The organism is Abyssisolibacter sp. ZYX002 (assembly GCF_056892235.1).
Window position 1 is genome coordinate 1 of record NZ_JARMXH010000004.1, and the last position, 18500, is coordinate 18500.

An 18500-nucleotide genomic window follows, 5' to 3' on the forward strand; every position below is an offset into this window, starting at 1 on the left:
CGTCGTATGATGGCAAATTGCGGCGTCATATAAAAATTTCAGTTCAATCACGTATCTTAAAATACGCTCATTCACTGAAATTTTTTTATTCCTTGCACTTTACTCATCATCCAACATCTAGATAATTTTTGGTTTCTTATTTTTTGTAAATCAAAATTTTTAAGCCATACATCCTAAGTATGCTCATTCCTTTTATAAACCCTTGATACTTTTCGGTAGTAATTAGTTCACTTACGTACTCTAGTACGCTCATTCACTAGAATTTTTATGTTCCTTGCACTTCACTCGACATACAACGCCTATTAGTTTTTTGGTTACTAATTTTTACTTATTTTTTGTAAATCAAAGATTAAAGTTATTCACGTACTAAAAGTAACGTTCTTTCACTAAAACATTTTGATGCCTTGTATTTCACTCGTTTTCCAGCGTCTAGCAATTTTAAAGCTAATAATATCAAGCAAAGCTAAAAATAGTGTTCACAGTATCATTAAAGCTGTGGATTAAAATAATAAAACATCATAAATTATCCACAGTTTTAATGATATAATGAACATATTAGAGGAGATGGTTATATGAACGTTATAGTAAAAGAGCTTAAAATAGATGAAATACATCAAGAATTGCTCAAGAATTTCAATAGATACCAAGAAGTAAAAAAAGTATGGCGAGTTGAAAACGGTGAGAAAATTATAAAAGATACAGATTTCACAGAGTATTGGGATAATGATAAAAAACAAGCTATTATTGAAGAATTAAAACAAACATTAAGAGATGGTGGGGCTGTTTTTTGTGTGGTAATAGAAGATAAAGTAGTGGGTTTCGCGTCATTAGGTGGCACGGGAATAGGTCAGAATAAAGAGTACCTACAGCTTATAGAGTTACAAGTTTCTAGTGATTTAAGAAGAAAAGGCATAGGCAAACTGCTGTTTAAAAATTGTGTTGATAAAGCAAGGATATTGCGTGCTAATAAACTATACATATCAGGCCATTCGTCAGTTGAAACACAATCATTTTATAAACAGATGGGATGTGTTGAGGCTAAATGGTTATCTAAGAAGCAGGTTGAATTAGAGCCTTATGATTGTCAATTAGAATATGTTTTTTAATATTAAATATATAAATATGATAAAGCTCCCTTATATAGTATCTAAGGGAGCTTTCGTTGATTATTTAGATAGATGCAATGGTAATAATATAGTGATTTTACACCCGTTGTTTAAATTAGTATCTAAAGCTATAGAACCTCCATGCATTTCAACTAATTTTTTAGAAATAGTAAGACCTATTCCACTACCTTCTATGTTTGAATTTCTAGATTTATCACCTCTAATAAAAGGCTCGAAAGCATTATTAGCAAGTGTTTTGCTCATACCTTTGCCTGTATCTTTTATGACAATAATAACATGTGATTCATTAGTATTCATTTTTATAAACAAAGTGGTGTTTATTCCGCTGTATTTTATGCTATTATTTATAATATTACTTAAAGCTCTATAGATCTTTTGTTTATCTACATTACAGTATATAGGATTATCAGGTATATTTACATCATAAGACATAGAGATGCTTTCTATTATCGGAATAAACTCTATAACTAGTTCCCTAAGCATTTCTGAAATATCAATAATATCCATAGTAAGAGCATCTCCATTTGAGTATGAAACCTCATGTAGATTTTTAATTAGTGTATTGATTCTATCGCTATTTGCTATTATTACATCTAGATATTTTTTGTGAGTAACATAATCTAATTCTTCATTTTTAAGAATTTCACAATAACCAGTTATATTAGTAAGTGGTGTTTTTATATCATGAGTAATATCTAATATTAGTTGTTTTTTATTGTTTTCAGCTTTTTTTCGCATAAGTAATTCGTTATGCAGATTTGCAGACATATTGTTTAAGGAGTCTTTCAGATCATCTAGTTCATTATTATATTTATAATCTATGATATATCCATAATTATGGTTTTGAAATTGATTAAGTCCGTATAAAAGTTTATTTATTGGGTTAATAAACTTTCGGGCGTTTAATTTTGAAAGAACAATAAATGTCAAAAATAAACATAATAAAAAAGTAATCAAAATAACAGCGTTATGAACCTTGGTTATTTTTAATAATATATTTTCCCAATCAGATGTTATTATATAATATCCACTATTGATTTTATTTCCAGATAGATCAGTATCAGTATAAGATACTACACTTGTATTAGTTTTTGGTGCTAATAATTTTATTGGTTTATACTTATATCCAATATTATGGGTACTATTAATACTATCCAATACTTGAAAATTATCATCTAAAAGCTCAACAATAACATTTGGGGGTAAATATATATTGTGAAGAGAGTAAAATCTATTTTCGTATATTTTATCTAATATAACATCAGGATTTTGTAAATTAGAGTTTTTATATTGATCTACAAAGTAGTTACCTAAAAATAATATAAGTACTATAATTATTGCTTCTAAAACAAAAATTATTACATAATTTAAGAAAAGTTGTTTTTGTATTTTATTTTTACTTCCTTTCTCTATCATAAATTCACCATCCTGTAGCCTATACCTTTTATAGTTTGAATATATTTTGGTTTTTTAGGATTGTCTTCTATTTTATCTCTAAGCATACTAATGTGAACCATTATAGTATTATCATCACCAAAATAGTTATCATTCCATACTTTTTCATATAATTGTTTTTTTGTAAAAACTCTATTTAGATTCTTAATAAATACCTCTAGTAATTTAAGCTCCTTTGGATTAAGGGAAAGCACAGTACCTTTTTTAGTAACAATGTATTGAGTTGTATCAAGGATTAGTTCTCCATTTTTATAAAGTTCATTTATATTGTTATTGTATTTAAAATGCCGTCTTAGTTGAACATTTATTCTAGATATAACTTCACGATAACTAAATGGTTTACATATGTAGTCATCAGAACCTAGACTTAATCCTAAAATTTTATTGTCTTCTTCGATTCTAGCAGTAATGATTATTATAGGTAAGTAATTAGATTCATTTCGCAATTTTTTAACCACATCAAAGCCATTACACTTAGGCATCATTATATCTAATAATAACAAATGAATTTTTTGATTTTTAATAATATCAAGTGCACTAGTTCCATTATCAGTTTCTATTACATTGTAACCTGCATTCTCAATGTGTATTTTAAGTAATTCTCTTATATCATTATCATCTTCAGCTATTAGTATATTAATCTCATACATTTATTTCACCCTCTCTATTCATAAATATATCATATTTTACTTATCTAGATAATAAACAATTATATTTTTAAGATTTATTTAAGATTGGTTTAAGTATAGTTTAAATGACTATGAATATAATTAACTCATACTAGATGGGAGGGCGAGTTTTTGAAAATTTATAGTAAGGACAAGAAGTCTTTGATACTTTCAATTAAAATTGGTTTATTAATTTTATCGTTAGTACTTGTGACAATTGGCATGTATAAAGAAGAGACACACTTAGTGCTAAATAAAGGAATAAGAATATGTTTGGAGTGTGTTGGAATTGGATAAATTTAAGTCATTAATAAATAGAAGGATTATTCAGATACTTACTTTAATAGGAACGAATTCTTATTTTAGAGGATTTATAGATAAAACAATATGTAAAAGTAATACAAAAATGGTCTGTGTTCCTTTTATGAATTGTTATTCGTGTCCAGGAGCTAGGTTTTCATGTCCTATAGGGTCATTACAAGCAGTATTGGGTAAGAGAAAAAAGTACTTTTCATTTTATATCTTCGGTACATTAATAATGCTTGGAATACTTTTTGGAAGATTGATATGTGGTTTCTTGTGTCCATTTGGATTTTTACAAGATATGATATATAAAATACCTAGCAAAAAATATAAATTACATAAAATATTTAAGTATGTAAAGTATCCTATACTGTTAGTTACAGTTATAATTTTGCCAATGTTTTTTACTAATGATGTTGGGACAGGAGCGCCTTATTTTTGTAAGTATATTTGCCCAGTAGGGACTTTAGAAGGAGGAATATTTTTAGTATTAATAAATAAATCGCTACAGAGTATAATAGGTTTTTTATATTTTTATAAGTTGTCTATATTAATTGTCATATTAGTTTTATCTGTATTCATATATAGGCCATTTTGTAAAATCTTTTGCCCATTAGCAGTAATCTATGGCATTTTTAACAAAGTTTCGTTTTATCAAATAACTATTGATAATGATAAATGTATCTCTTGTAATGAATGTAGCAGAGTTTGTAAAATGGATATTAATCCAAAAGAAAATCAAAATAGTGCTGAATGCATAAGGTGCGGCGAATGTATAACTTACTGCCCTACAGATGCATTGAAAAGTAGCTTTAGTTTAAAGAACAATAAAGATAAATTAATAAAAAAGGAGGTAAATTAAATAATGTATTATGAGAGATTTAAAAGCAATATGTTTTATTTAATAATAGCAATTTTACTGCCACTAGGTAATATGGTTATAACTAAGTTAGGTGTAAGTCAGAATTTTATAGAAGTATCTTATATGTATTTATTCATATTAGTTCCATCAGTTATATACATTCTTGTTAGTAATAAAAGTTTTAAAAAAGTTTTAAGGTTAAATAGCGTCAATATAAAACAATTAGCTATATCAGCATTTATACTTTTAGCATTACAGCCTATAACAGCAGTAGCTGCTAATATTATGAGCACCTTAATAGGAAATGGATATAATTCCATGGCAACTATGAGTGGAGGAGGCAATGAAGTTTCACTATTTATGTCAATATTCATGATAGCTATAACTCCTGCGATTTGCGAGGAAGTAGTGATGAGAGGGATAGTATTAAATGGTTATAGGGGTATACCGTTATGGAAAGTAGCAATAATGAATGGAGTATTATTTGGGTTATTTCATAATGACTTTATTCAGTTATCATATACCATGGTTGTAGGTATAGTTTTAACGTATGTCGTTGTAATAACGGATTCAATATTACCGGCTATGCTTATGCACTTTATGATGAATGGACTTAGTGTCTTTATAGAAAGATATCCAAGTAATATAATCTCTAAATTTATTTATTGGTATGAATCCAATGCTTTGATATTGGTGATATTAGCAGCAATTTCTATAGTAGTAATCATTTTGTTAATAAAATGGCTTAAAATCATATCTATAAATAACTCTACACAGGCTATTGATGATAAGTTAGTAGAGCAAGATAACAAACATGATGTGACATTTGTAGAATGGCCACTTATGATGGCTTGTATTATATCAATTGTTTATTCCGTTTACAAATAAAAAAAAGAGAGGAAGAATATTATGAATAAAAAATTAATGGTTTCGTTTTCGGTAGTAGTTGTTGTACTTGGTATTTTTACATGTTTAATTGTTTTTAACCCTGGACTATTTGGAGGTAATGAAATGGCTAGCCAACAAGCACATGAAGCAACTAATAGTAATAGCGATTCATTTGAGTCTACATCGGAGGCTAATCCAATAGCAGGTAAAATTTTAAAATTTAGCACAAAAGATACTAAAGGAAATAGCATAAACAGCGAAATATTTAAGGAACATGATATAACATTGATAAATTTGTGGTCAGTTGGTTGTAATCCATGTATAGAGGAGATGCCCGAGTTAGAAAAAATATCAAAAAAATTTGAAGGTAAGGTTAGAGTGCTTGGGTTGGTTAGTGAGCAAGAAAAAGATGAAGCAAAAGACATTTTAAAGCAAAAGAATATTAGTTACACTAACCTGTTAGAAAATAAAGAACTTACCACCCAGATAACTAAATACTTTGACTATATTCCAGTTACATTAGTTGTAAACAAAGAGGGTAAGATATTAGATGAATTTGTTCCAGGTGGTGCTGATTATGAGCATTTCAAAAAGATAATAACAAAAGCATTAAAAAATAAATAAGGTAGTTCTATAACGGAACAAAACAATACTAACTATTGAAGGAGGACATAAAATGAATAGAAAAGGACGATTAGCGATAGCAGTTGCTTTAACAATAGCCATGATTGCAACTGGTTGTACACAAGGAAAGAAAGTATCAAGCCAAGAATCAAATGCTAAACAAAAGCTTATAAGTAAAGGTGAAAATGGAAAGAAGAAAAGTGCAGATGTACCTAAGGATTATGTAAATATAATTAGAATGCTTGATAATATTAGGGATTTTAGATTACCATATTGGGGTGGTTATGATATAAAAGATAAGCAAGTAGTATTTTTTTCAGATAAAAACGAAAAAGCTGTAATATGGAATATTGATGGTAATGGTAAAAAAGAAATTGTTAATAAAACAGAATTACCAAATGATAAAATATTGTCTTATTATTCAAAAGGAAAAATCAAAGGAAAAGACACAATATTTGTGAAGTATGAAGGTGATGACAATCTGGCTTTTAACTTTGCTGTGCATGAAGGCTATCATTTCTATGGACAAAAATGGATAGATAAAATTGGAGTAGAGAAAAGCTTACCTAGAGGTACAATATACCCTGAGAATGTTATGGCACGCTACTATATGAATGAAGCAGATACTAGATTAAGAGAAAAAATAGACGGCAAGAATGAAAAAGGCGATAGCGAAGCTCTTTATTATTTCAATAAACTAAAGAAAGAGTATAATGGTGATTTAGAAGGAAATTTAAATATTTCAATAAGCGAGGGGACTGCTACATTTTTAGAAAACATGTATTTAGCAGTCGCGCTAAAACCAGAGTTAAAAGGAAACTTAGAATCTATAGCAAAGTATGCTTATGAGCTAAACAAAAAAAGTATAAAAGGAACAATAAGAAACAAGACTGAAGAATTTTACCATACAGCATCTTTGCCACTATTTTATTTAGCGATGAAAGGGAAGCATGATTTAATAGATACTATAGCTAAAGGAAAACATCCTTTAGAGTTATTAACTAATATAACTAAAGAAACAAAAGCAATAGATAATAAGAAACTTAAACAAGAAATAGATAAATATTATGAGGAAACTCAAAAAGAGGCATCAAAGAAGATAGAAAAACTTTATAAAATTATGAAATTAAGTGATTATACAAAAGTAGTAATTAATCAGAATATATTTCCAGGTTCTATGGAATACGGTGAATTCATTAATTTTAAAGTGAGTAATGAATATAAGACATTAAATACCAATACTACTGGTACAGCAAATCGTGGAGATAAAAGTAAAATTGAACTTAGGGGGCAAGACACTATAAATTCTGACGATGGAATGTATTATATAATATATATTAAAAAAAGTAATATAAAAGAAAATGGTGGAAAATTGAACATTAAAACAGAGCATTTAACAATACAAGATGTGGATTATACTAAAAAAGACAGTTCTTATGTCATAGAAAAATAGTTTATAGAGAATTTGTATAATACCTTATAGTGAATATTATTGAATTTACTAAATTCTATGTTAAAAATTGTATATAAGTAAAATATCAGCCCCTTGGAGGTGTCTTTTTAAGACACTTCTTTTTCTCATGTATAACATAATAAATCAACACATATGTAAACTAATCATTATTTATTGGACATTCTTCAATATATTATACAAATAGTCAATGAAACTGTTGATTTTGGGCGTGAAACAACATTGATACAATAGATTTTCGTGGTATAATAATAGTATAAACATCGTTTACATAATCAGGAAATATTAATATTATGTAAACAATATTGATGTAGGAGGTTATATTTATGAAAATCAAAAGTAAATTTATTAAAACAGTTTTATATTTATTTGTAGCAGCGTGTTTGACCTTGAATTTAGTACCTAGTAATGTTGCATATGCAGCTGATACTTCGATTACTAAATATCCTCCAAAACTTTTTCCATTTATAAATGAAGAAGATCTGAAGGCTAAAATAATAAGTTCACCAGAATTTATTAAAAATCATGCAAATCTAGCACATTATATGGGTTTTGGCTGGTGTGGTGGTACAGCCAGTCAATATGTTGGAGATGATTTTGAATTTAGAAAAGATGGAGATGGATACATTTTACAAGCAAGATATAACCCTAACGATCCACATGCAAGTGGCTTTTGGGCAGACAAGAGGCTTAAAATGAGAGTATCAAATGTTAGGTTTTATATAGATACAGAATCAATTGTAAAAGGTAAAGAAAAAGTTACGAGCTTAGATCCAGTAGTAGCGCAAACATTTGATGCAGTTAATAATACTAACAGTGAAGATACTGCGAATGCTAGTTTCACTTATACAAAAGGGAAAACAGTAACTCATTCAACAAACTATTCTTTCGAAGAAACTATAGGAGTAAAACATACAGCTTCTATAAGCGTGTTGTTTTTAAGTGGATCAATGACATATGGATGGGAATTTAAAGCTGGACAATCATGGTCTGATTCAACTGCAAATGCAGAAAGTAGTACAGTTACATCAAACTATCAAACTACAGTTCCTGCAAAAAGCAAGAAGATTATCAAACTGATGAGTTATAAAACAAAATCAGAAGTGCCATATACAGCTAACATATATATGGACTACGATATAACATTCTCTGGCTTTTTAAGATGGGGTGGAAATGCAAGAACAGATCATCCAAAAGATAGACCATTTGTAAGTGTAACATTTGGTAAAGGAGATCTAACAGCACAAGAAGAAATTCAAAGAATGTATGATAATAAGAATATACCAGGATACTCTCAATGGGATTGGGGTTGGATGGAACAACAATTTGGAGCAAATGCAGTAAAATATTATGTATCACAAATTTGTAAACCTATGGGAGCAAATATAGATGGTAAGTTTACCTGCATAGATGGAACACATGTACAAGTTGAATGTGATGATCCAGTTCCATTGACTGGTAACGAAGCATCAAACAGTATGACATCTAAAAGTTTACCAAATACTTTTAAAGCAGCGTTAACAAAAACTAATGGTATTAAGATAGACAATGTCAAATTTAATGATACACCTGAAGTACGAGTAGTTAAAAGCAGTGTTGATACAGGTGCTGGAGCATTAAATTTACGTAGCTAGCTATTTGTAAAAAATATTCTAAATAAGGATATCTGAAGAAGTAATTTTTCAGATATCCTTATTTCATTTTAAATCATAAAACGACAGAATTATTGTTTTACTGACAACATAAACACCCTTAAAATATAAATTATAAATTATAATATGGAAAAAAATGAATAGTAAAATAAAAAAATATGCCAAATTAAAAAAAAATATAGAAAAATGGAAAAAAATATTGCGCACTGGAAATAAATATGATATAGTTGACTAAATTAAACTTTATAATGATAAAGTTTAACACAATACAGAGATATAATATTAAACTAGAAAATAAAAAATGAATATTTATTTTCTAGTCATTGGTGCGCACCTAGATTATATCAAGTATTAGCTAGTATTTTTAGTTATATTTATAACAACTAATAAAGCTTAAATAAAGGAATGATTTAGACATAAAAACATAAAAATATATGATTTCATATTTAAATTTAATTTCATAAATATAGAGTTTAATTAATAAAAGAAAAGAGAGGAGTTACTACTATATGAATTTAAAAAATAATTTTGTGAAATTATGTCTATCGTTATTTATTGTAATTTGCTTATTATTAAATGTACTGCCTAATATCAATATTGCTTATGCAACTAATAACTCACTTTATGCGTTTCCTCCAAAAATCTTTTCATTTATAAACGAGGAAGATCTTAAAGCGAAAATTATAAATTCTCCAGATTTTATCAAACAACATGCATATTTAGCACACTATATGGGCTTAGGATGGTGTGGTGGCACAAGAAGTAGATATGTTGGAGAAGATTTTAACTTTAGAAAAGAAGGAAACAAGTATGTTTTACAGGCAAGATATAATCCTAATGACCCACATTCGGGGGGATTTTGGGCAGATAAAAGACTAAAAATGACTGTGTCTAATGTTAGATTCTATATAGATACTAATACAATCGTAAAAGGCACAGAAAAAGTTACAAACTTAGACCCAATAGTAGCTCAAATCTATGAAGCTGTTAATAGAGGTAATACTGAAGATACAGCAGTTGCAAGCTTTATATATACAAAGAGTAAAACTGTATCTAAATCTACTAATATTTCATTTGAAGAAAGTTTTGCAGTTAAATCAACAGGAAGTGTAAGTGTTTTATTTGCTAGCGCTTCGTTTGAGCATGGCTGGAGTTTCAAAGCAGGACAATCTTGGACTGACACAACCTCAGATGTAGATAGTGTTACAGTATCAACAGATTATCAAACAACTGTACCTGCGAAGAGTAAAAAGACTATAAAATTAATAAGCTATAAGAAAAAATCAGAAATACCATACACAGTTAATATATACATGGACTATGATATTACTTTTTCAGGTTTTTTAAGATGGGGAGGTAATGCTAGAGTTGACCATCCGAAACATAGACCATTTGTAAATGTTACATTTGGACAAGGAGACTTAACAGCACAAGAAGAAATAAAAAGGATGTATCAGAACCGCCACATACCAGGATACTCTGAATGGGATTGGTACTGGATGGAAAATCAGTTTACACCTAATGGTGTTAAATACTGGGTATCTAGAATATGCAGACCTATGGGTGCAAAAATAGATGGAAAATTTGCTTGTGTAGCTGGAACGCATGTTCAAGTAGAAGCAAGTAAAGCTATACCACTGACTCAAGAAGAACTAGGAGATAGTGCTGGTAATAATACTAATCTAAACACTTTAAAAGGGTCCTTAGTAGATGAAAGTAGTAAGAGTATGAATATAGACAGCTTAAGGCAAAACTTACCTAAAGCTAGTGGCATTACAATAAAGAATGTAAGGTTTAATGATACACGTGAAGTTCGTGTTATTAGGAGTACAGTTACAACAGGCACAGGGACTGTAATACTACGATAGCTATAATTGGCATAATGCCTAGTAAAATTATAGTAAATATTATAATATCCAATAAATCGCAATAATTATCATATAAGAATTAATACAATTGAATCATCAAACCATTCGTAAAAAACAAAGGGGAGGAAACAAAATTGAATTCAAAATTTTCAAAATATTTAAAAAAAATTATCGTTCTAGGTATTTCGGTAAGTATGATGGCACAGCCTGTTTCCAGTTTTGCAGCAGAATCAAACACACAACCTAATGGAGACAGCATCAATACAGGTATATTAGGACTAAACTATAATAAATATGAGGTACTAGCAAATCAAGGAGATGTTGTTGAAAATCTTGTACCAAGAGAAGGAATTCATAAGAATGGAAAGTTTATTGTGTTACAGCATAAAAAAAGATCACTAGGCACGTCACCAGTTGATATATGCGTTATTGACTCAATAAAAGATCGTACGTATCCGGGGTCATTACTATTGGCTAATAGAGATTTTGTAAATAATAGACCAACAGCTTTAGTTGCAGATAGGGCACCTATCAATATCAGTATTGATTTACCTGGATTAGGTACAAATAATACAATAAAAGTACAAAATCCAAGCTACGGGACTGTTACAGGCGCTATAGATGAGCTTGTTAATAGATGGAGTGCACAGAATTCAGGTACACATACATTGCCAGCAAGAACTCAATATAAAGAAGAGATGGTTTACAGTAAAAACCAACTCAAAATGGGATTAAATGTTGATGTTGAAGTAGCAGACCAAATGTTTGGAATAGATTTTGAAGCAATAAGTAATGGAGAACAAAAATATATGGTTGCTTCGTATAAACAAATATTTTATACTGTAAGCGCTCAGTTACCAAGTAGACCTTCAGACTTGTTTGATTCGAGTGTAAAGTTTGGTGATCTTACAAACAGAGGAGTTAGCAATGCTTCACCTCCGCTTATGGTTTCAAATGTTGCATATGGAAGAACTATATACGTTATACTAAAGACAGAATCTAAAAGCAATAAAGTAAAAGCTGCATTTAAAGCACTAATCAAAGGACAAAAAATTGGAGCAAATACAGAATTTGAAAACATAATTAAGAATAGTAGCTTTACAGCAGTAGTTATAGGTGGAGATTCTCAACAGCATAACAAAATAATAACAACAGACTTTGAAGAAATTAGAAAAGTTATTAAAGATAATGCTACATTCAGTTTAACTAATCCGGGATATCCAATTGCTTACACTAGTACTTTTGTTAAAGACAATTCATTAGCAGCTGTTCACAATTCAACAGATTATGTAGAAACAACAGCAACTGAGTATAGTAGTGGGCGACTAATACTTGATCACAGTGGAGCGTATATTGCACAGTTTCATGTAGAATGGGATGAAGTTTCATATGATGATAAAGGGAATGAAGTTTTAACTCATAAAACATGGAATAGAAATGATAGAGACCTTACAGCACATTTTGCAACAACTATATATTTACCACCTAATACCAGAAATCTAAGAGTTTTAGCAAGAGAATGTACAGGCCTTTTCTGGGAATGGTGGAGAACGGTTGTTGACGAGCATAATATGCCATTGGCAGGACAAATCAAAGTTGCAATATGGGGGACTACACTCCACCCAAGATATATTATAGAATATAGATAATATATAAGTTAGTAATAATTAATAATACAGCAATAAAAATGACCCTAATTCGAAAGAGTTAGGGTCATTTTTGTGATAGTGCTATTTAGGATTGGCAGTAATTTTTAACTATACAGTTATTACTGAAGGCTCATTATGAGTAGCAAGATTACAAAGTTGTACATACAATGTATTGACAACATACTGTAATTAATTTATTGTTAAATATTTTATGCTTATAAGGCCATTGCATAATATATACAAAAATACAATAAAGGAGAGTTTATACAATGTATATTCATAATAGAGGTGTGTGTTATCAACATTTTATGATAGACAATTCTATTGATCCATTTCCACCAATAAATCCAGACTGGTTTGCAGGAGGGCTCCCAGACAGTATACAAGCTGAAAGTAGTGGTTTAAGTGGAGATACTATAGATTTTGTTCCTATTGATATTATAGCTAAAGTGTCGAAAGATAATGTATCTTATGGTGTTTTAATACCTGAGGCATACAAATACGATGGATATGTAGACGTAAATAATGTGTATCATGATGTTGCATCAGGTGAAATATTTAAAGGGAGTATTTATCCAGGACTCCGCATAGCTACAATTTTTGTTAAAAAAGGAATGGACCCTCTTATAGATGGGTGTAAAGTTCATGGTAGAGGAAAATGGGTTTTATTAAGTGATTTTGGAGGTATAGATCCAGGATCTACTGCTAGCAAAACTATTTCGTATACTCATGGAGTAAATCAAACCGACACTCAGTCACTTGCTTTTACTGTTGGGGCAAAAGTAGGAGGTTCGTATTCAGGTATGACAGGTGAATTATCAGCTTCTTTGACCGCTACGTTTGGCACAAGTATTAGTATATCTGAAGAATTTACAGTATCAGATACTGTTAATTTCCAAGCGCAAGATAAAGAACAGCGAATAGGGGCATATCAATTCTACAGAAATTTCTATGTAGAACCAGGGCCAGCGTTAAGAGATAAAATAGCAAAAGACCAAACTAGCTCTTTTGCATTTGCTTATGCTGTAAATAAAACTTTTGATTATAAAACAAATCACTTCCAAAAAGTATTTGTTTTAGAACCATAAAGAAATTTATTATGATGAGCATGAATGATTCAATAAGTAATAGTGTTTGGTAAAGGAGGTTAACATGAATTATTATTTTAATGCGAGTAGTGTCCTTTCGATGGACCCGTTTCCTAAAATCAACAAAGGTTGGTATAAGAGTGGATTTCCAGTAAGTATCGATTCACAAAAAAGTTTAATGGGAGAAATAATAAATTTTATACCTGTTGATATAATAGCAAAGGGTAAAATAAAAAATAGCACTTTCAAAATAAAATCAGATGAAATAGGCAATTATGCTGGTTATATTGATAGTAATGGAAAATATCACAATAAGGTAAGCAATAGCATAGCTTTAACTAATATTGAATCAGGAGCTAGAGCTCTAACCTTGTTTTTTAAAAAAGGAAGCTATGCTTATTTGAAAGATTGCAAAATTCATTCAAGAGGAAACTGGAAATTGATAAAAGACTTTGACAAATTAAATGCAGGTAATTCTGCAAATAGAAATATTTCATATAAACAAGGTGTAAATAAAACAGACGCCAAGAAACTATCATATACGGTAGGAGCAAAAGTAAATGTATATGGAACTGTAGATTCAATAGTTTATCAACTATCAAATTCTTTGAGTAGAGCTTTTAATACAACTATTAAGATAATAAAAAAAGCAGATATTAAAGATACAGTTAGCTTTGGGGCTCAAAAGAGTAACCAACGTATAGCAGTATATCAATTTTGCAGGTATTATTTTATAAAACCAGGAAAAGCTTTTTTAGATGCTAGTAATGAACAACGAAATAATTCTAGACAACTATTTTACGATGAAATCAATATGAGATTTAATTATAAGACTAATTATATTCAAAAAGTATTTGTATTGGCTTAATATTATGATAAATAGTTGTGCCAGTGTATATGTAAGCTTCTAAGGGGTGTTTTAAAATATCCCTAATTTTTTGTTTTTATTCATAATTGATTTACTAACTAGTTAGTGGTAATATGATGATTATGATGGATAAAATTAAAATATGAAAAATTAGGAGGAGATTAAAATAAACTGGGGGATTATAGCAACTTGGAGAATGGCATTAGAAGGAGTTCAGTTAGGGAGTGAATTACTAGCTAGGGGAGATAGTGCATCAGAGGCCATAGTAGATATTATAAAAGCTGTAGAAAATTATCCTTACTATAAATCAGTAGGATATGGAGGATTGCCAAACGAACATGGGGAAGTAGAACTTGATGCTGGATATATGGACGGTGATACATTTGATATAGGAGCAGTAGCTAGCATAAAAGGCATAAAAAATCCTATTGCTATAGCTAAAGAATTGAGCAAAGAAAAATTCAACAATATTCTTGTAGGGAAAGGTGCACAGGAGTATGCTTTAGAGCATGGATTTACTAAAAAAAACCTGCTTACAAATCAAGCTAAAGAATTCTGGATGGATAAATTGGAAGAAATTAAAGCAACAAATAATCTAGTAGCGTATGACGGGCACGATACAGTTGGAGTAGTTACATTAGATATGAATAGTAAAATTTGTGTAGGAACATCAACTAGTGGCTTATTTATGAAAAAGAGAGGAAGGGTAGGTGATTCACCGTTAGTTGGATCAGGGTTTTATGCTGATAGTGATATAGGAGGAGCAACGTCTACAGGTTTAGGTGAAGATATAATGAAATGCTGTATGTCATATCAAGTAGTATCATTAATGGAACTAGGAATGTCACCACAAGAAGCTGTAGATAAAGTAATACATGATTATGATAGAAAAATGATAAAAAAGAGAGGACAAGCTAGAGCAGCTTCTATTGTTTGTATGAATAAGAATGGAGAATGGGGAGTAGGAACTAACGTAGAGTTTTCGTTTGTAGCTGCAACTAGAGATCAAAAGCCTTCAGTTTATGTAGCAAACAATGTAGATGGTAAAACAATCTATAAAAAAGCAACAAAAGAATGGCTAGAGGACTATGCAAGACGTGTAAAAACAGAGATATTATAATGCTTTTAAAATAGAGTAGGGAAGTGTTTAAACCAAATATAGTAAATATACAGTTTATGTGAGTGCAATAAATATGTATAAAAGCTGACTATAATTAAAAGTCAGCTTTTATGTATGATAAAATAAAGTAAAAAACATATTTTTATTTATGCATTACTTTATAGAATATTGGGAACTTTAAAATTATTTAAAGTTATGGTATTAAAACTATGAAAGTGCAATTAATAAAGATAAATTTAATAAATGGAGTGATATTATGATAGAAGTGATAGCTCTAACAGTAGAAGATGCAAAGATTATAGAGGAATATGGTGGAGATCGTATAGAGCTTGTGAGCGCATTAAGTGAAGGAGGATTAACACCGAGTTATGGTTTAATAGAAGCTGTAGTTAAAGCTGTTGATATTCCTGTTAATGTGATGATAAGACCACACAGCAATAGCTTTAATTATACATTTAAAGAAATAACCTTAATGAAGAGAGATATAGAAATAGCAAGAGAGCTTGGAGCTAATGGAGTTGTATTAGGTGTTCTCAATGATTTAAATATGATAAATACAGATTATTTGGAGAAACTATTAAGCAATTGTGATGGTTTAGATGTAACATTTCATAAAGCAATAGAACATACTAAAGATATAATAAAATCTGCGAAACTATTAAATAAATTTCCTCAAATAACGACTATATTAACTTCAGGTGGAATAAAAAAAGTGCATGAAAATTTAAAAACAATAAATAAAATAATAAAAGAAGCAGAAAATATAGATATATTAGTAGGTGGTGGACTAAATTTTGAAAATATTGAGCAAATAAAATATAATGTAAATACATCAAGTTTCCATTTTGGTACAGCTCTTAGGTATGACAAATCAATGAATAAAGCTGTCAGTCCAAAGCTAATGAAGAAAATAGTGCAATCTTTACATTAATTGTATACATAGGAGAGTTTAACTAGTCTAAAACAAGTTAAATACAGGTTGTATCTTGATATTATATATATTATAATTTAATTATCAACAATTTATTATAATATAACTATTATAATAAAATAAATAGCAATTAGCATAATTTTGAATTATAAATGGGGGTATATTATGGATATATATAACTTGTATAATAGTGGTATGTCATTTGACGATTTTGTTAACCAAGATACATATGTATATAAAGATAAAACATTGCAAATATTTGATAATATAAGTTTTGAACAGCATTTAGTGGAACAAATCAAAAATTTGAATTCAAAGATAAAAATACTAATATGCGCTGAAATTTGGTGTCTAGATTGTATGATTAATGTCCCTGTTATAGAAAAAATGAGAGAGATTAACCCGAATGTTCAGTTATCTATAGTTGGAAGAGAAGGCAATGAAGAATTTTTTATTGGCGACAGTATAAAAGTAAGAATACCAACGTTTATCGTATACGATGAAGATTTTAATGAATTAGGAAGGTTGATAGAGCATCCTAAAGTTATAGACGATGTTATTATGAGTGGAAATCAACCAAATATAATTGTTACAAAAAGAAAGTATAGAAAAGGAGAATACACTCAGGATACACTTGTGGATATCTTGGATATAATAACTACAAAATCACTTACAAAATAACATGACAAGAGGTGGCAAATTGATGAGAAAAAAAACAACGGCTTTAGCAAGATTCATAATACTGTTTAGTTTAATAATTTGTAGTTTATGTGTTAATAGCTATGCGAAGCAAAATGATAACTATAATGATAAAATTATAGGAGATATAAAGTGTGATTACTTAGTTCAACCCCAAGTTAATTGGGAATCTTATAAACAAAAAATTAAAGTAAAAGGTATTTATGCTACAGCAAATAGTATTGCTAATATAAAGAGTTTTAATAGATTGCTTGGAATAGTTAAGAGTACTGAGATAAACACATTAGTAATAGATATAAAAGACGATTATGGATTATTATCATATAGACCAGATGTACAAATTGTTAGAGATAATGGTCTAGATAAGAGAATAAAAATAAAAGATTTCTATGACCGAATAGAAACTTTAAAACAAAATAATGTTTATTTGATTGCTAGGATAGTTACATTTAAGGATACAAATATGGGGAGCAAAAGACCTGATCTAGCTATAAAATCTAAAAGCGGGAGAGTATGGAAAGATAATAAAGGAAATATATGGCTTAATCCATTTAATAAAGAATCATGGGATTATCCGATAAGCATTGCTAAAGATGCTGCATTAAACGGCTTTGACGAAATTCAGTTTGATTATGTTAGATTCCCGACTGGAAGTGGTAAAGCTAATATAAACTATGGAGAAGCTGAAAAAACAACAACTAAAGCTGATGCTATATCAGGATTTTTGACTAAGGCAAAAGCAGAAATAGAATCACTAGGAGCATATGTTTCTGCAGATATATTTGGAGATATAATCAATAATAATAGAGATTCTGGAATAGGTCAAAATCTAGAAAGATTATCAGCGTCAACACATATTCTTTGCCCTATGATATATCCATCTCATTATGCTAAAGGATCATATGGAGTTAAATATCCAGATACAAATCCATATCCTATAATTTATAATGCAATGACAAGAGCAAAGGGCAGAATTAATAAATTAAATATATCAGATAGGGCTATATTAAGACCTTGGCTTCAAGACTTTTCTGCAACTTGGTTAAAAAGAGACTATGGTGCTAACTGGATACCATATAAAAAACCACAGATAATAGCTCAAATAAAAGCTACTAAAGATGCAGGAATAGATGAATGGATTTTTTGGAACCCAAGTAATAAATATACTATAGATGCATTTCAACCTGTGCAGTAAAACAAAAAATATAATGTTGATAAAGCAGAGTA

17 protein-coding genes are annotated in these 18500 nt (G+C 29.5%); 15 read left to right on the forward strand and 2 right to left on the reverse strand.

Annotated elements, in window-relative coordinates; translation table 11 throughout:
• Positions 1 to 572: 572 nt before the first annotated feature.
• Entirely contained in the window at positions 573 to 1106 is a 534-nt protein-coding gene (locus P3X86_RS12520) for a GNAT family N-acetyltransferase (RefSeq protein WP_483293040.1), read from the forward strand.
• Positions 1107 to 1166: 60 nt separating this feature from the next.
• Here P3X86_RS12520 and P3X86_RS12525 read toward each other — a convergent pair whose 3' ends face one another.
• Positions 1167 to 2543 (reverse strand): HAMP domain-containing sensor histidine kinase, encoded by a 1377-nt coding sequence (locus P3X86_RS12525; protein WP_483293041.1) that lies wholly within the window; start codon positions 2541 to 2543, stop codon positions 1167 to 1169.
• Positions 2540 to 3232: a response regulator transcription factor gene (locus tag P3X86_RS12530; protein WP_483293042.1), complete on the reverse strand. Its 693-nt coding sequence runs from the start codon at positions 3230 to 3232 to the stop codon at positions 2540 to 2542. Before P3X86_RS12530 ends, P3X86_RS12525 begins: the two co-directional genes overlap by 4 nt.
• A gap of 150 nt (positions 3233 to 3382) precedes the next feature.
• Here P3X86_RS12530 and P3X86_RS12535 point away from each other — a divergent pair, with 150 nt between their 5' ends.
• The 14 genes from P3X86_RS12535 to P3X86_RS12600 all read left to right on the forward strand — a co-directional run bounded on the left by P3X86_RS12535 (position 3383) and on the right by P3X86_RS12600 (position 18468).
• Positions 3383 to 3547, forward strand: coding sequence for a CD1871A family CXXC motif-containing protein (locus P3X86_RS12535; RefSeq protein WP_483293043.1), 165 nt, complete (start codon positions 3383 to 3385; stop codon positions 3545 to 3547).
• Complete coding sequence (locus tag P3X86_RS12540) at positions 3531 to 4415, forward strand: 4Fe-4S binding protein (protein WP_483293044.1); 885 nt, start codon at positions 3531 to 3533, stop codon at positions 4413 to 4415. The genes P3X86_RS12535 and P3X86_RS12540 overlap by 17 nt, the downstream gene beginning before the upstream one ends.
• A 3-nt stretch (positions 4416 to 4418) precedes the next feature.
• Complete coding sequence (locus P3X86_RS12545; protein ID WP_483293045.1) at positions 4419 to 5303, forward strand: CPBP family intramembrane glutamic endopeptidase; 885 nt, start codon at positions 4419 to 4421, stop codon at positions 5301 to 5303.
• Positions 5304 to 5324: 21 nt separating this feature from the next.
• A complete protein-coding gene (locus tag P3X86_RS12550) occupies positions 5325 to 5927 on the forward strand; it encodes a TlpA family protein disulfide reductase (protein WP_483293046.1) in 603 nt (200 codons plus the stop codon).
• A 52-nt stretch (positions 5928 to 5979) separates the two neighbouring features.
• A complete protein-coding gene (locus tag P3X86_RS12555) occupies positions 5980 to 7380 on the forward strand; it encodes a hypothetical protein (RefSeq protein ID WP_483293047.1) in 1401 nt (466 codons plus the stop codon).
• 344 nt (positions 7381 to 7724) lie between these two features.
• On the forward strand, positions 7725 to 9032 hold the full coding sequence (locus P3X86_RS12560; RefSeq protein WP_483293048.1) for an aerolysin family beta-barrel pore-forming toxin: 1308 nt from the start codon (positions 7725 to 7727) through the stop codon (positions 9030 to 9032).
• A gap of 527 nt (positions 9033 to 9559) precedes the next feature.
• Entirely contained in the window at positions 9560 to 10918 is a 1359-nt protein-coding gene (locus tag P3X86_RS12565) for an aerolysin family beta-barrel pore-forming toxin (protein WP_483293049.1), read from the forward strand.
• Positions 10919 to 11052: 134 nt separating this feature from the next.
• Positions 11053 to 12567 carry a thiol-activated cytolysin family protein gene (locus P3X86_RS12570; protein WP_483293050.1) on the forward strand — a complete coding sequence of 505 codons (1515 nt, stop codon included), beginning with the start codon at positions 11053 to 11055 and terminating at the stop codon, positions 12565 to 12567.
• 269 nt (positions 12568 to 12836) lie between these two features.
• Positions 12837 to 13655, forward strand: coding sequence for a hypothetical protein (locus P3X86_RS12575; RefSeq protein WP_483293051.1), 819 nt, complete (start codon positions 12837 to 12839; stop codon positions 13653 to 13655).
• Positions 13656 to 13719: 64 nt separating this feature from the next.
• Positions 13720 to 14523, forward strand: a complete 804-nt coding sequence (locus P3X86_RS12580; RefSeq protein WP_483293052.1) for a hypothetical protein — start codon at positions 13720 to 13722, stop codon at positions 14521 to 14523.
• A 196-nt stretch (positions 14524 to 14719) separates the two neighbouring features.
• Complete coding sequence (locus tag P3X86_RS12585) at positions 14720 to 15643, forward strand: glycosylasparaginase (protein WP_483293053.1); 924 nt, start codon at positions 14720 to 14722, stop codon at positions 15641 to 15643.
• Positions 15644 to 15899: 256 nt separating this feature from the next.
• Positions 15900 to 16574 carry a copper homeostasis protein CutC gene (locus P3X86_RS12590; protein ID WP_483293054.1) on the forward strand — a complete coding sequence of 225 codons (675 nt, stop codon included), beginning with the start codon at positions 15900 to 15902 and terminating at the stop codon, positions 16572 to 16574.
• A 165-nt stretch (positions 16575 to 16739) separates the two neighbouring features.
• The gene (locus P3X86_RS12595) at positions 16740 to 17255 is read left to right on the forward strand and encodes a thioredoxin family protein (RefSeq protein WP_483293055.1); all 516 of its coding nucleotides are present in this window, start codon (positions 16740 to 16742) and stop codon (positions 17253 to 17255) included.
• Positions 17256 to 17277: 22 nt separating this feature from the next.
• A complete protein-coding gene (locus tag P3X86_RS12600) occupies positions 17278 to 18468 on the forward strand; it encodes a putative glycoside hydrolase (protein ID WP_483293056.1) in 1191 nt (396 codons plus the stop codon).
• The last annotated feature ends 32 nt before the right edge of the window (positions 18469 to 18500 follow it).